11 protein-coding genes and 1 pseudogene are annotated in these 13618 nt (G+C 38.3%); 7 read left to right on the top strand and 5 right to left on the bottom strand.

Translation table 11 applies throughout. The features are described 5' to 3' along the window. Positions 1-161: 161 nt before the first annotated feature. The 3 genes and pseudogenes from ACQYAD_RS08930 to ACQYAD_RS08920 form a co-directional block, all read right to left on the bottom strand. A pseudogene (locus ACQYAD_RS08930) lies at positions 162-887 on the bottom strand (HAMP domain-containing sensor histidine kinase); the annotation flags it as partial. 528 nt (positions 888-1415) lie between these two features. Continuing rightward, complete coding sequence (locus ACQYAD_RS08925) at positions 1416-1742, bottom strand: hypothetical protein (protein ID WP_430237391.1); 327 nt, start codon at positions 1740-1742, stop codon at positions 1416-1418. Positions 1743-1744: 2 nt separating this feature from the next. Beyond that, on the bottom strand, positions 1745-2428 hold the full coding sequence (locus ACQYAD_RS08920; protein WP_430237387.1) for a response regulator transcription factor: 684 nt from the start codon (positions 2426-2428) through the stop codon (positions 1745-1747). Between the two features lie 361 nt (positions 2429-2789). Here ACQYAD_RS08920 and ACQYAD_RS08915 point away from each other — a divergent pair, with 361 nt between their 5' ends. The 4 genes from ACQYAD_RS08915 to ACQYAD_RS08900 all read left to right on the top strand — a co-directional run bounded on the left by ACQYAD_RS08915 (position 2790) and on the right by ACQYAD_RS08900 (position 4996). Continuing rightward, a complete protein-coding gene (locus tag ACQYAD_RS08915; RefSeq protein WP_430237385.1) occupies positions 2790-3068 on the top strand; it encodes a hypothetical protein in 279 nt (92 codons plus the stop codon). Positions 3069-3461: 393 nt separating this feature from the next. Continuing rightward, positions 3462-4235: an RHS repeat-associated core domain-containing protein gene (locus ACQYAD_RS08910; RefSeq protein ID WP_430237382.1), complete on the top strand. Its 774-nt coding sequence runs from the start codon at positions 3462-3464 to the stop codon at positions 4233-4235. A 37-nt stretch (positions 4236-4272) separates the two neighbouring features. Further along, the gene (locus ACQYAD_RS08905; protein WP_430237380.1) at positions 4273-4536 is read left to right on the top strand and encodes a hypothetical protein; all 264 of its coding nucleotides are present in this window, start codon (positions 4273-4275) and stop codon (positions 4534-4536) included. A 259-nt stretch (positions 4537-4795) separates the two neighbouring features. Next, positions 4796-4996 (top strand): type II toxin-antitoxin system death-on-curing family toxin, encoded by a 201-nt coding sequence (locus tag ACQYAD_RS08900; RefSeq protein WP_430237597.1) that lies wholly within the window; start codon positions 4796-4798, stop codon positions 4994-4996. A gap of 55 nt (positions 4997-5051) precedes the next feature. Here the strand turns inward: ACQYAD_RS08900 and ACQYAD_RS08895 are convergent, their stop codons facing one another. After that, positions 5052-6158, bottom strand: coding sequence for a DUF4236 domain-containing protein (locus tag ACQYAD_RS08895; protein WP_430237378.1), 1107 nt, complete (start codon positions 6156-6158; stop codon positions 5052-5054). Positions 6159-6439: 281 nt separating this feature from the next. Here ACQYAD_RS08895 and ACQYAD_RS08890 point away from each other — a divergent pair, with 281 nt between their 5' ends. Next, a complete protein-coding gene (locus ACQYAD_RS08890; protein WP_430237376.1) occupies positions 6440-8002 on the top strand; it encodes an acyl-CoA synthetase in 1563 nt (520 codons plus the stop codon). A gap of 147 nt (positions 8003-8149) precedes the next feature. Here the strand turns inward: ACQYAD_RS08890 and ACQYAD_RS08885 are convergent, their stop codons facing one another. Then, positions 8150-8488 carry a hypothetical protein gene (locus tag ACQYAD_RS08885; protein WP_430237374.1) on the bottom strand — a complete coding sequence of 113 codons (339 nt, stop codon included), beginning with the start codon at positions 8486-8488 and terminating at the stop codon, positions 8150-8152. Between the two features lie 299 nt (positions 8489-8787). Here ACQYAD_RS08885 and adhE point away from each other — a divergent pair, with 299 nt between their 5' ends. Both adhE and htpG read left to right on the top strand, forming a co-directional pair. Then, complete coding sequence (gene adhE, locus ACQYAD_RS08880) at positions 8788-11391, top strand: bifunctional acetaldehyde-CoA/alcohol dehydrogenase (protein ID WP_430237371.1); 2604 nt, start codon at positions 8788-8790, stop codon at positions 11389-11391. Positions 11392-11602: 211 nt separating this feature from the next. Continuing rightward, entirely contained in the window at positions 11603-13480 is a 1878-nt protein-coding gene (gene htpG, locus ACQYAD_RS08875) for a molecular chaperone HtpG (RefSeq protein WP_430237368.1), read from the top strand. Positions 13481-13618 lie beyond the last annotated feature (138 nt).

The raw sequence follows: 13618 nt of genomic DNA, 5'->3' as shown, positions 1-13618 counted from the left end.
AATGAAACTTTTAAATGTTTTGAGCAGATATTGTAAAAGAAGAGAAAATCGGGGTCATCCCATGGAGTCCGATTGCAAGGGGACGGCTGACACGGGACTGGGAGGAACCGATCCCACACTTTATCCAAATCCTCAGCAGGTATAAAGACTCTACTATTTTCGATCGCTATTTCCACTCTTTCTTTTTCTTCTATCATTGAAATGAGAATGTTTTCCCCTTCGGGAGTATGACGGATTGCATTCATAATAAAATTTGTTAAGACTTGCTCAATTTTGAGTTCATTGGCCATTACCTCAACTGGCAGCAGCTCTAAGCGTAAATGCAAATTTTTTTGTTTCATTTTGTTTGAAAGAGTTTTACACAAGTATGCCACCATCTCGTCGAGGTAAAATTTCTCCATCTTCAGTTTGTATGTTCCCGATTCCAACTTAGCCAGTTCTAACATATCGACGATCAGTTGATCCATTTTTTCGACTTCTTTTTCCATTGCCGCAAAATAATAATCCTTTTTATGGCTGGCTACGCCGTCTCTTAAAATCGAAATGCAGCTCTGCATCACACTTAACGGTGTCTTTAATTCATGAGAGACCCCGGAAATGAATTGTTTTCGGGTAGTTTCTAACTGCTTTTCCTTTTCGATATCTTGCCTTAATTTTTTTATATAAGATTGTATTGTACCAGAAAGGACATTAATGCTTTCAGATAATGCACCAATTTCATCTTTGGATGTGATTGGGAGTTTTTCGCTAAAATCTAAGTCAGCTATTTTCTTTGCCGTCGCATTGATTTGCAATAATGGTTTTGCAATCTTTTTTGAAAAATAGAAAGAAGCAAGAAAAATGAGAATGAAAACAAAAACAACAAGATAGACAAAATAATCTTTCATTATGTTAGCTGCCTCATCAAGTGGTTGCAAGGAAGTCATCGTGAATACATATTCAGTCGATCCATGATCAGATTTAAATGGCTGTATGAACAATTTATATTTGACACCGTTTTTTTCGAAATTTCTTATCATGAAGGTGGAACTTTTCTCCGAGCTTGCTGCAAGAGATTGTTTTGTTACCAGCTCTGCTTGGAATTCTCTTATTTGATCGAGAAATAGGTCGTTAGTCGTAAGTGACTTTGAAACGGAGCCGAATTTTGGCAAGTTTACTTTTGTAATCATTCCAGTTGCGGAATAATAATCAGTACTTCCAGTTGCTTCATTCCCGGGTTTAAAACGATTATATTTTTTTTGGAGTTGATCGTTCTTCATGGGAATAGGAAAAGATGAACTGAGTTCGATCGGAATCAAGGTTTTTCCCAGCTTGAGTCCGAAGAGTTTTACGGACATTCCTTCCTTTAAATAGGTGGTGTTATTCCAAATGTCATTCATGTTGATCAATGGGTATAACGGAATAACAAGCGTATCTTATTTTAAATCAGATTTTTCCGAAGGGTTGGTTCTTATTTCAATGCTAAACTCAGTTTCTCCTTTAATATTTCCATTTCCATCAAGAACGGTTATCCACGAATTATAGTCATTATAAAATTGATTTTTAAGTTTCACTAATTCTTGATGATTCCTGCTGTTCTTGAGGTAATTTTTTTGAAAGGCTTCCATTTGAAGTTGTAGCTCGGTTGTTTTTTTGTCTACATAAAATGATTTAAAAAAGATCATTTGCCCGATTAAAATGGCTGCAACTATAAACGTGCATAAGGCCGTGGTCAGCAAAAATAATTTTGTTAATATTCCCATTCTCATATTGAATCCTCAAATTTGTAGCCTGTTCGGACAATCGTTTTAATCATATTGGCTTTTGAGCCGAGTTTGTTTCGTAAGTTTCGCATATGGGTGTTAATGGTTCTGTCATCACCTGTAAATTCGTATCCCCAAACGGATATAATTAACTGTTCTCTTGTGACAACGATACCTTTGTTTGTGATTAAAAATAGCAATATTTCAAACTCAGTATGTGTTAAGTGGATGTTTTCTTCATTTATTTTAACTAAACGCGACGGGATATGGATGTGGATTCCATTAAATGAGAAAGAGTTCTTATTTACTTGGTGGGGCGAATGTCGGTTTGTATCCAACAACCGTTTCGCTCTTGCCAATAGGATTGGCGGACTATAGGGTTTGGTTACATATTCATCCGCCCCCAATTCAAACCCTAGTAATGTGTCATCTTCATCCGTCCGAGCTGTCAAAATAATGATTGGACAATTGGATTTTTTCCGTATCCGTCTGCAGACAGACCATCCATCCACCCCAGGAATCATAATGTCCAAAATGATTAAGCTAATATTGTTTTGCTCAAATAAAGCTATTGCTTCCTCTCCATCACGAGCCTCCAACACATCATACCCTTCTGAGGAAAAATAATCCTTTTCAATTTCTCGTAAAATATCTTCATCTTCTACAATTAGTACTGTCTGCATCATTGACCCAACGGGTTACAAATCTAGATCCTTACTTGATCGTGTATCTTCTGGACTAATAGAAGTTCTTATAGCATATAAAATTTATTTTTCATACACTACACACGCTATTGAGAGAATGATTGAAAGATTTGTAAGTCCAAGAGAAATAGAAAAGCAATAAAAAATGGCAGAGTTTATTATGATCCCAAAAATAAATCAACAGTGTACTGGTATAATAATTTAAATGTTTGTGTTAGAAGAGGAGAAATAAAAACTGTATTTTGGGCTAAACCTAATAAAAGGTTTAAAAGAATTAAGTAGGTAAAACTTTGATTACAAGTATGTTGATTAAATAGTTATAAATGGAGGTTTAATTTAAAAGATGGTTACAAATTGTAATTGTAAATCAGCTTCATTTTCATTAAAAATTGAAGCTGATTATGTTGCAGATCCAATTTGGTGTAATGAATGTGGTTATAATTTAGATATTGAAGATTTTCCTCTATCTGGAAAATTAAAAGAAGAATTCTCTAATTGGTTAGAGAAATATGATTTAATACCAGCGGAAGAACATAACAAAATAGGAAGATATCTGCTAGAAAAAACCAAAAGGGAACTAGGATCTGAAGATAAAATAATATTTAAGCCAAAAAATAAATAATAAGTTAGATTATTTTTAATTATGTAAATACAGTATGCCCCTAAGATGTTATAACCTATCTTAGGTTTTTTTTGGCAGGTTCAACATCCATATCTACAGGGTATACGTTCGATCCAAAATCAAGTAACGGCTCTTTCGCGAAATGGAGCAAATCAGGCGAAGTACATCTATGATGAACAGGGAAATGTCATCTCTGTGAATCGTTCCAATGGCACTCATACATCATACGCTAATCGCTTGAAATCGGTGAAAAACTACAACAACACCGGTGCGCTATCAGATTCATATAGCTACATGTATGATGCAAATGGCAACTGAACGAGTGTGGTAACAAACTCAGGTACCATTTCGTACCAATACGATGCTTTAAACCAGTTAACGCAGGAAACCTTATTGGACGGTACAACGATTGCCTTTCAATATGATGCAGTGGGAAACCGTACTAAGAAAACAGTCACTCAAGGATCCACAAGCACAACAACTGATTATACGTATGACGCTGCCAACCAGCTGGCAGCTGTCAATGGCCAAGCGTATACGTACGATGCGAATGGTAATATAGTTGCCCAATATCAATATGATGCTTGGGGAAACATTATTTCTTCAACAGGGACAATGAAAGATGCGAACCCGTATCGCTATGCTGGATACCGGTATGACAATGAAACTGGATTGTACTATCTCATGGCTCGTTACTACGATCCTAATGTAGGTCGATTTATTACAAGGGATACTTTCCAAGGATTCCAAAATGATCCACTAAGCCTAAACCAATATGTCTATACAAACAATAATCCTGTTATGAATATCGATCCAACTGGTAATTTCGCAATAAATCTAGGATTTAACAGTTATATAAAAATTGGTTGGAGAAGGCAAGTTATTCGTTTTTCAATTAAACTTACTTATGGATTTATTGTAAGTACTGGTATTTCCTTTGCTGTAGGTGGAGGAGCAGGCTATTTTGCATTAAGATACCTTAATAATTATTTTTTCCCAATACTAATAAATTTTATTGCTGCAAGAGTAGCCTCAGAAATAATAAAACGAGCATCAGGTACGTTATCCAAGTATACTTTTAAAAAAGTTTCCAAAGGACGCGGGTGGTTATCTAAGTCAGCACTGAATAAAAGCTTTAATATTCCAAACTTTATATTTAGACGTTAAAGTTATAATTTGAAAAATTAGAAATAGTGGTGATTCTTTGTTTAGAAAAATATTATATTTTTTCATTTTATTTTTAATAATGATTGATGTTATTAGAGGAGACAGCCTTATATGGTTTTTGATTGGAATATGGTTTTTATTAGTAGGAATATTAATAAGGATAGACAAATTAATTTTATTAAAAATTATCTTAGCTGATTTAGCCTTAAAAGGTGATTTTAATGAAAAAAAAGCATTTCTTTCAGGCACATTATCTATATTAATAGGCTTGGTTAGTTATATCTATAATAAATATATATAATTTTAATATCCCACATTCGGCACCTCAGAATTATTATGGATGGTCCAAACAAGCAGGGGCTGATGTCAATGTAGGTAATTATGTACTGCAAGTTGCCATCAACAAGATTTTTACCCGAAAAGGAAATTATTCTGATCAATGCCTTGGTCATAAAGCGATATAGTCCAAAAGAAATGGCAGGAGTCAAAGATTTTGCATTGCTAAATAGCGCCATAAATCGGGCAAAACAAAGTGTATTTGGTGAAGATGCTATCCTTCCATTTACATAAAAGCTGCTGCAATATTTGCCAGTATCGTTCAAAATCATGCTTTCCACAATGCGAATAAACGAACTGGATTTGCAGCCATGAAACAATTTTTATGGTTAAATGGCTATCATTTAAAAGCATCAGAAGAGGACGCTAAAGAGTATACAATGATTGTCGGCGCTAAAAAAGCCGCCGATCGAGGAAATAGCTGAGTGGATCGAAGATGCAGTTTTAAGTTAAAGGATAAGGATGTGAACCCTTATCCTTTTAACATTGTTCCACTGATAATTTTTCAACTTCACTAAAGCCGCTTGTTTTCTTAAATTTCATATTGTGCTGGAAATTTTGCAATGCATCTGAGCAGTCAATGGCCTCAAAATTTAATTTGTTCAATATTCTTTTACCGATTTTGACTGACAAAATGGTCATTTTTTTCTCATAACCTGTTGTTGTGTCCATGATTTTATCGGTGGCGTGAATGTAAACCGTATCCAATGGAAGCAAGGCAAACATGTCCCTGGCGATTCGCAATACTGCGCTTGCGACATAATCCTGCTGGATATCATAGTATTTGCTTTTAGACATCTGCTTGACCGAGAGTTTTCCTGTTTTCGTTAAGGACAGTTGTTCTTTTGGAACAACGTTGCCGCTTTCAACTTCAAATTCAATTTCCATTGTTTTTGAATCAACGGCGAAAAATTCAAAGCCACTGCCAAATTCGCAAAGGTCATCAAGTGGATTGAATTCGGCAATGACTTCAAAATAAGTATCAATATCCCCTTCAAGCACTTTTGTGGCAACGCGGACATCACGTTCCCATGAACGGTAGTCTTCCACATCGTGTTTGCGTGCTTCGATTACTTCGTCCTTAAGTTTTTCCAACTCTTTCTCTTGTTGTTTGAATAATTTAGAAACAATTGACGGCTTATACTGATTTACTTTTTCAATTGCTGCTTGTTCATTTGGCCCGATCCCACCATTTTGTTCGTCAAAAGGGGGGTTGGCACTGCGCACTTTGATCCAATTGATCGGATCATCTGCTTCCTTATGTATCGAATGAATTCTCTCGATTGTATTTTCATAGGTTTCAACGGCCAAAGCGGCTTGTTCCAATTCATTTAAACGCGCTTCTTCTTTTTGCATTAAAGCGAGTTCGCGCTGCCGATTGTAGGCAGGTGTTTTTTGTTTTTTTCCAAGAGAAGTGGTATAGTAAATTCCGGTATTTGGGACACTGGCAGTCACTCTGCTGCCTGTTCGACTGTTCACACTGTACCTTAACCCTTTAACACCGGCACTTACGCCAATACTTTTGGATCCGACGTTCAAACGGACTCCCGGTGCAATCTTAAAACTTTTTCGAAACCCGAACCCCATAACGATTCTCCCTCCTTTTAAAAAAATTATAACACGTACCTTTGAAAATTATTTGTTTTGCGGGCTTTTTTTGAAAAAACTTTCAGTATGGCGATGGTTGAAAAGGCTGAATTCAATAGCTAAATTTGAGGTGGATTTGGATAAATTCCGAAAAAGCAGTCGGATATATGACATTTATAACTTTACATCCATGGAGGAAAAGTCCTATTATTGTTACATATTATGATGAGGTCATAAGCTCAGGATATAATCAATGACTTTTACGAAAAGAGGTTACAAACATGGAACTCCAAACATTACTTGCACCTGAATACTACAACATTGCTGATGACATTGATCGGCATTTGTCTGAAAAAACAGCATTGTTATGGGAAAATGAAGCTGGGGAACAAAATACGGTTACGTATCAACAATTAATTCAAAAAGCCAATCAGCTTGCAAATGGGTTGACAGATCTTGGTTTGGTAAAAGGCGATCGGGTTGTTGTCATGACAACTAGACTGATTGAATCCTATGTCATTTATTTAGCTTGTTTAAAAGCGGGGATTGTAATCAGTCCGGCCTCGGAATTATTAAGAGCCAAAGATTTGGTCTATCGGCTCAACCATTCGGAAGCAAAAGCAGTGATTTGCTACCATGCCTTTGTGGGAGAATTTGACAACATCAAAGAACCTGCACCATTTTTACAATTCAAAATTGCGTTTGGAAAAGAGGTTCCGGGCTGGCTTTCACTGGAAAACCTGATGGATGGCCAATCACAGCAGTTTCAGACAGTGGAAACACGTAAAAAAGATTTTGCTTTTCTTGCTTACACCTCAGGAACGACCGGAATGCCAAAAGGGGTTGTTCACAGCCATGGCTGGGGATATGCCCATTTGCGGACGGCTGCTTCAAAATGGCTGAACATCAGCGACAAGGATATTGTCTGGGCGACAGCGGCACCGGGCTGGCAAAAGTGGGTTTGGACACCATTTCTTTCGATCTTAGGTTCCGGTGCAACCGGGTTTGTTTTTCATGGCCGGTTTCAGCCGCATAAATATTTGCAATTGCTTGAGGATAAAAAAATCAATGTGTTATGCTGCACACCAACAGAGTATCGGATGATGGCCAAGCTCGACGACATTAGTACCTTTAATCTCTCCCATCTTCATACGGCTGTTTCAGCGGGTGAAGCGTTGAACCGGGAAGTGATAGATATTTTTAAAAATACATTTGACATTGACATTCGCGACGGCTATGGACAAACAGAGAGCACATTGTTAATTGCCAACTTAAATATGGATCGAGAGAAAATAGGGTCAATGGGTCAGCCGCTGTTGCCGGAGTTTTTGGAAGTAGTGGATGAAGCAGGTGAGCCGCTAGCGGTTAATCAAGTTGGAACAATCGCGATAAAACGGGATTTTCCAGCACTTTTTCAACAATATTATAAAGATGAGGCCACGACTGAACGCTCATACCGGGGCAATTATTTTTTGACGGGAGATCGGGCAATCAAAGATGCTGAGAATTACTTTTGGTTCCAGGGCAGAAATGATGATGTCATTATTAGTTCAGGCTATACGATTGGGCCGTTTGAAGTTGAAGATGCTTTAATGAAGCACCACACTGTCAAAGAATGTGCGGTTGTTGCGGCGCCGGATCCAGTTAGAGGAAACATTGTTAAAGCATTTGTTGTGTTAAAAGAAAACGTTATTGGCACAAAAGAATTGATTACAGAACTGCAGCAATTTGTAAAAAAACTGACAGCTCCATATAAATATCCAAGAGCTATCCAGTTTGTCGAAGATCTTCCGAAAACAGACTCGGGAAAAATCCGCCGAGTGGAATTGCGGAATTTGCATTAATCAGGGCAGCACAAGGGTCACAGCGAAAAATCCTGTGACCCTTTGCTCTTTTTGAAGAAATGATTGAAAATGATTAAGCTTGTCCAGATCAAGACCCCTGTTGGTGAAATCTTGTGGTATCATGATGCTTTCTCGATTATCCTGGTACTATTTAGCTTGCTTTTTATCGGGATTTTTTTCATTTATTGAACGGTAGATTTGTGTATACATGCTGCCCTGAACAATATTTTCAAGAAAAAAGTCTCCAATCAGCTTTAAATAGTCTTCATCATCAAACATTTTTTTGCTTTGTAATTCCATTTCAGCCAAACCATCATATGTAGTTAAAAGGGCATATTTATCGTGCTCTCCCGAAACAGGTGTGAGAATTTCTACATGATGGCTGTAGTGATCATTGCGAAATTTCTTGATCTCCCGTAAATTTTCAATTCCTTCTTTAAACTTTTCCTGTTTTAATACAAACGTCTGATACACATATATGGGCACACGAAACACTCCTATTAAATCAAATGATCTATTCATAAGATCCCTTCAATTAGTTTATTCTATTAAATGAAATACAATACAATACAGCTGTGTGAATAAAAATTCAAACACATGCATATTAAATCCTATAAATTGTAAACGTTTTCAAAACTACACCGGAGAAAAGTGAATATTTTTTGAATAAAATGCTCAATAGTTCACAAACTAGACAAACACTATCTTTGAATCGTCGATTATACTAAAGGTGTAAACAAGGTAAGTGAATTATTTCACAAACATACTTTTAGGAGGTTTGGATTATGGCGGTCGAAGAAAAAGTGTTGAATGAAACGCAATCAGTCGCTGAAATGGTTGACACTTTAGTAAAAAACGCAGAAAAAGCTCTTAAAGAAATGAAAAACTTTAATCAAGAACAGATTGATACGATCGTGAAAGAAATGGCCTTGGCAGGACTTGATCAGCATATGCCGCTCGCTAAGTTGGCTGTTGAAGAAACAAAACGAGGCGTCTATGAAGACAAGATCATCAAAAACCTTTTTGCAACTGAGTATATCTATCATAATATTAAATACGATAAAACCGTTGGCATTATCCGGGAAAACGAACACGAAGGCGTAGTCGAAATCGCTGAGCCTGTTGGGATTATCGCAGGTGTTACACCAGTAACCAATCCAACATCGACGACAATGTTTAAAACGATTATCTCTATTAAAACACGAAATCCTATCATTTTTGCCTTCCACCCATCAGCACAAAAATGCAGCAGCGAAGCGGCAAAAATTTTACTAGAGGCTGCCGTCAAAGCAGGGGCACCGGAAAATTGTGTGCAATGGATTGAGACGCCTTCATTAGAAGCAACCCGGCAACTGATGAACCATCCAGGTATTGCGCTGATTTTGGCAACAGGCGGCGCAGGGATGGTGAAATCAGCTTACAGCTCAGGAAAACCTGCATTGGGAGTAGGGCCTGGAAATGTACCGTGCTATATTGAAAAATCAGCCAATATAAAACGTGCAGTGAATGATTTAATTTTATCAAAAACGTTCGATAATGGTATGATTTGTGCATCGGAACAGGCTGTCATTATTGATGAACCAATCTACGAAACAGTGAAAGCCGAAATGATTGCTAATGGCTGCTACTTTTTAACAGAAGAAGAAAGAGAGATGGCAGAAAAGCTTGTCATCAATGAACATACTTGCGCGGTTAATGCAGATATCGTCGGTAAACCGGCATTTGAAATTGCCCGGATGGCAGGAATTGATGTCCCGGCCGATACGAAAATTCTTGTTGCTGAGCTTGAAGGCGTTGGGCCGCAATACCCTCTTTCCCGAGAAAAATTAAGTCCTGTGCTTGCTTGCTACAGGGTAGAGAATACAGATGAAGGGCTGACGCGCGCGGAAGAAATGCTGGCATTTGGCGGTCTTGGCCACTCGGCGGTAATCCATTCAGAAGATGAGGCTGTCATTAGCGCGTTTGGGAACCGAATGAAAGCAGGGCGGTTAATTGTCAATGCGCCATCATCTCAAGGAGCAATCGGCGATATTTACAATGCGTATATGCCGTCATTAACGCTTGGATGCGGAACTTACGGCGGCAATTCGGTTTCACAAAACGTCGGAGCAATTAATTTAATCAATGTTAAAAAATTGGCGAAGAGGAATGTGAATATGCAGTGGTTTAAAGTTCCGCCTAAAGTTTATTTTGAAAAAAATTCAACACAATATTTATCGAAAATGCCAAACATTTCAAAAGCTTTTATTGTCACAGATCCAGGAATGGTGAAACTTGGCTATGTCGATAAAATCCTGTACTATTTGCGGAAGCGTCCGGATTATGTGCACTGTGAAATTTTTGCCGATGTTGAACCGGATCCGTCAACCGATACAGTTGCAAAAGGCGTTGAGGCGATGAAAAAATTCCAGCCGGATGTGATTATTGCTCTTGGCGGCGGGTCGGCAATGGATGCGGCAAAAGGAATGTGGCTGTTCTATGAATATCCGGATACGGATTTCAATGGCTTGAAGCAAAAATTCCTAGATATCCGCAAACGAGTCTTTAAGTTTCCGAAGCTTGGCAGCAAAGCACAGATGGTTGCGATACCAACTACTTCCGGTACAGGTTCAGAAGTTACTTCGTTCTCGGTTATTACCGACAAAGAAAACAATGTCAAATACCCGCTTGCAGATTATGAGTTAACACCGGACGTCGCAATCATTGATCCACAATTTGTGATGACAGTGCCGAAGCATATTACTGCTGATACCGGGATGGATGTCCTAACCCATGCCATTGAGGCATATGTTTCGGTCATGGCCAATGATTATACGGATGGTCTGGCAATTAAAGCGATTCAACTAGTGTTTGAATATTTGCCAAGGGCATACCGGGATGGCAGCGATGAAAAAGCACGGGAGAAAATGCACAATGCTTCAACAATTGCCGGCATGGCGTTTGCCAATGCTTTCTTAGGAATTAACCATAGCCTTGCCCATAAGCTTGGATCCGAATTCCACATTGCCCATGGCCGTGCCAATACGATCTTGCTACCGCATGTAATCCGCTACAATGCGACAAAACCGAAAAAGTTCACCGCATTTCCGAAGTATGAAAGCTTTATTGCCGATGCACGGTATGCGGAAATTGCCCGGATCCTCGGTTTGCCGGCCCGGACAACGGAGGAAGGTGTTGAAAGCTTAGTCCATGCAATTATTGATTTGGCAAAAGAACTCAATATTCCGATGAGCATCGAAGCAAATGGAGTGACAAAAGAAGTGTTTGAAAGCAAAGTGGATGAACTGGCAGACCGTGCATTTGAAGATCAGTGCACCACCGCCAATCCAAAACTTCCACTTGTGACTGAGCTTGCTGAAATCTACCGCAAGGCATTTAAAGGAATCTAACGAAACGAAAGCTTATGAAAAAGGAGAAATCTTCTTTTTCGTAAGCTTTTTTTGTTAGTAAAATCATGAATTAGTAGCACCATAAGTCATTTTTATATAGAAAAAAGTTATTTGACATCAAGGATAGGATGTGATATTAAAATAATGTTAGCACTCTTCTTCAATGAGTGCTAATTTATAAGAAAAAAAGAGATTGAAAGGAGAATGTTTCATGGCAGTGAAAGAGTTTCAAGCCGAATCAAAAAGGCTGTTGGAAATGATGATTAATTCAATTTATTCTCACAAGGAAATCTTTCTGCGCGAGCTAATTTCCAATGCGAGTGATGCAATTGATAAAATTTATTATAAGGCCTTAGCAGATGAAAACGTGAATTTTGATCAAAACAGCTACTACATAAAAGTAACAGCTGACAAAGAAAAACGCATTTTAACGATTTCCGATACAGGTATTGGAATGACGAAAGAAGAACTTGAAACAAACCTTGGAACGATCGCAAAAAGTGGTTCCCTTGCTTTTAAAAAAGAAACAGAATTAAAAGACGGCTATGATATCATCGGTCAGTTTGGTGTCGGCTTTTATTCCGCTTTTATGGTGGCGGATGTCGTGACCGTAATCAGCAAAGCATTTGGCAGCAATGAAGCATACAAATGGGAATCGAGCGGTGCCGACGGTTATACGATTGAACCGTGTGAAAAAGATGAAGCCGGTACGGAGATACATTTAAAAATCAAAGAAAACACCGAAGAGGAAGACTTTGATGAATATTTGGAGGAATACCGCTTAAAGGCGATTATTAAAAAATATTCCGATTTCATCCGTTACCCGATCAAAATGGATGTGACGAAAAGCCGGTTAAAAGAAGGCAGCGAAAATGATTACGAGCAATACAAAGAAGAAGAAGTTATCAACAGCATGGTGCCGATTTGGCGGAAAAACAAAAAAGAACTGACCGACGAGGATTACCATAACTTTTATGCGGAAAAGCGCTATGGGTTTGACAAGCCGTTAAAACACATTCATATCAGCGTGGACGGTGCTGTTCGCTATAACGCAATCTTGTTTATACCGGAAAAAATGCCGTTTGATTACTATACAAAAGAGTTTGAAAAAGGGCTCGAGCTCTACTCCAATGGCGTTCTGATCATGGACAAGTGCGCTGATTTGCTTCCGGACTATTTCAGCTTTGTCAAAGGAATGGTGGATTCGGAAGATTTATCGCTCAATATTTCACGGGAGATTCTCCAGCACGACCGTCAGCTAAAACTCATTGCCAAAAATATTAATAAGAAGATTAAAAGTGAATTGCTCAGCTTGCTAAAAGATGACCGCGAAAAATACGAAACATTTTACAAAGCGTTTGGCCGTCAGTTGAAATTTGGTGTGTACAGTGACTTTGGCGCCAATAAAGAAACATTGCAGGACCTGCTGCTGTTCTATTCTTCAAAAGAGAAAAAGCTTGTCACCCTGGATGAATATGTCTCCAGAATGACGGACGAGCAAAAATACATTTATTATGCGGCCGGGGAGTCGGTTGAGCGAATTGACAAGTTGCCGCAGACAGAATTGGTGGCCGAAAAAGGCTATGAAATTTTATACTTCACCGATGATGTTGATGAATTTGCGATCCGTATGTTGATGAATTACAAAGATAAAGAATTCAAATCGGTCTCAAGCGGTGATTTAGGAATTGATGCAGACAACGATACCAAGTCAGCTGAGGAAGAAACGGAACATAAAGAACTGTTTGCGTACATGAAAGATGTTTTAAAGGACAAGGTGAAGGATGTGCGTGTTTCCAAACGGCTTAAGTCGCATCCGGTTGTCATCACGGCTGACGGTGAAATTTCATTAGAAATGGAAAAAGTGTTGCAAGCAATGCCAGGCAGCCAAGATGTGAAAGCGGATCGCGTCTTGGAAATCAATGTTAACCACGAAGTCTTTAATGCCTTGAAAACTGCTTTTGAAACAGATAAGGAAAAACTGGCTCTTTACACAAACCTTCTTTATCATCAGGCATTGTTAATTGAGGGGCTGCCGATTGAAGACCCAGTTGAATTTACAAATGATATTTGCAAAATTATGGTTTAAATGACAATCTGAATCATCTTCTCCTATCATTCTGAAAAAAGGAGAAATACGATAAAAGTTCCACCGAAACTTTCATTTGATGCCTAATAGAAAAGGAGTATGGAGGAGGTTTCAATGTGGAGAAAATATTGGGACAGA

This window comes from Neobacillus sp. SM06 (assembly GCF_050496765.1).
Lineage (GTDB): Bacteria > Bacillota > Bacilli > Bacillales > Cytobacillaceae > JAEVLT01.
The sequence above is the reverse complement of the archived record's forward strand: the minus strand, read 5'-3'. Positions and strand labels throughout refer to the sequence as shown.

Excerpts from the sequence above, each read along its gene's own strand:
- ACQYAD_RS08925 (WP_430237391.1), bottom strand. The coding sequence starts at position 1,742 with ATGGGAATATTAACAAAATTATTTTTGCTGACCACGGCCTTATGCACG.
- ACQYAD_RS08920 (WP_430237387.1), bottom strand. The coding sequence starts at position 2,428 with ATGATGCAGACAGTACTAATTGTAGAAGATGAAGATATTTTACGAGAA.
- ACQYAD_RS08915 (WP_430237385.1), top strand. The coding sequence starts at position 2,790 with ATGGTTACAAATTGTAATTGTAAATCAGCTTCATTTTCATTAAAAATT.
- ACQYAD_RS08895 (WP_430237378.1), bottom strand. The coding sequence starts at position 6,158 with ATGGGGTTCGGGTTTCGAAAAAGTTTTAAGATTGCACCGGGAGTCCGT.
- ACQYAD_RS08890 (WP_430237376.1), top strand. The coding sequence starts at position 6,440 with ATGGAACTCCAAACATTACTTGCACCTGAATACTACAACATTGCTGAT.
- adhE (WP_430237371.1), top strand. The coding sequence starts at position 8,788 with ATGGCGGTCGAAGAAAAAGTGTTGAATGAAACGCAATCAGTCGCTGAA.
- htpG (WP_430237368.1), top strand. The coding sequence starts at position 11,603 with ATGGCAGTGAAAGAGTTTCAAGCCGAATCAAAAAGGCTGTTGGAAATG.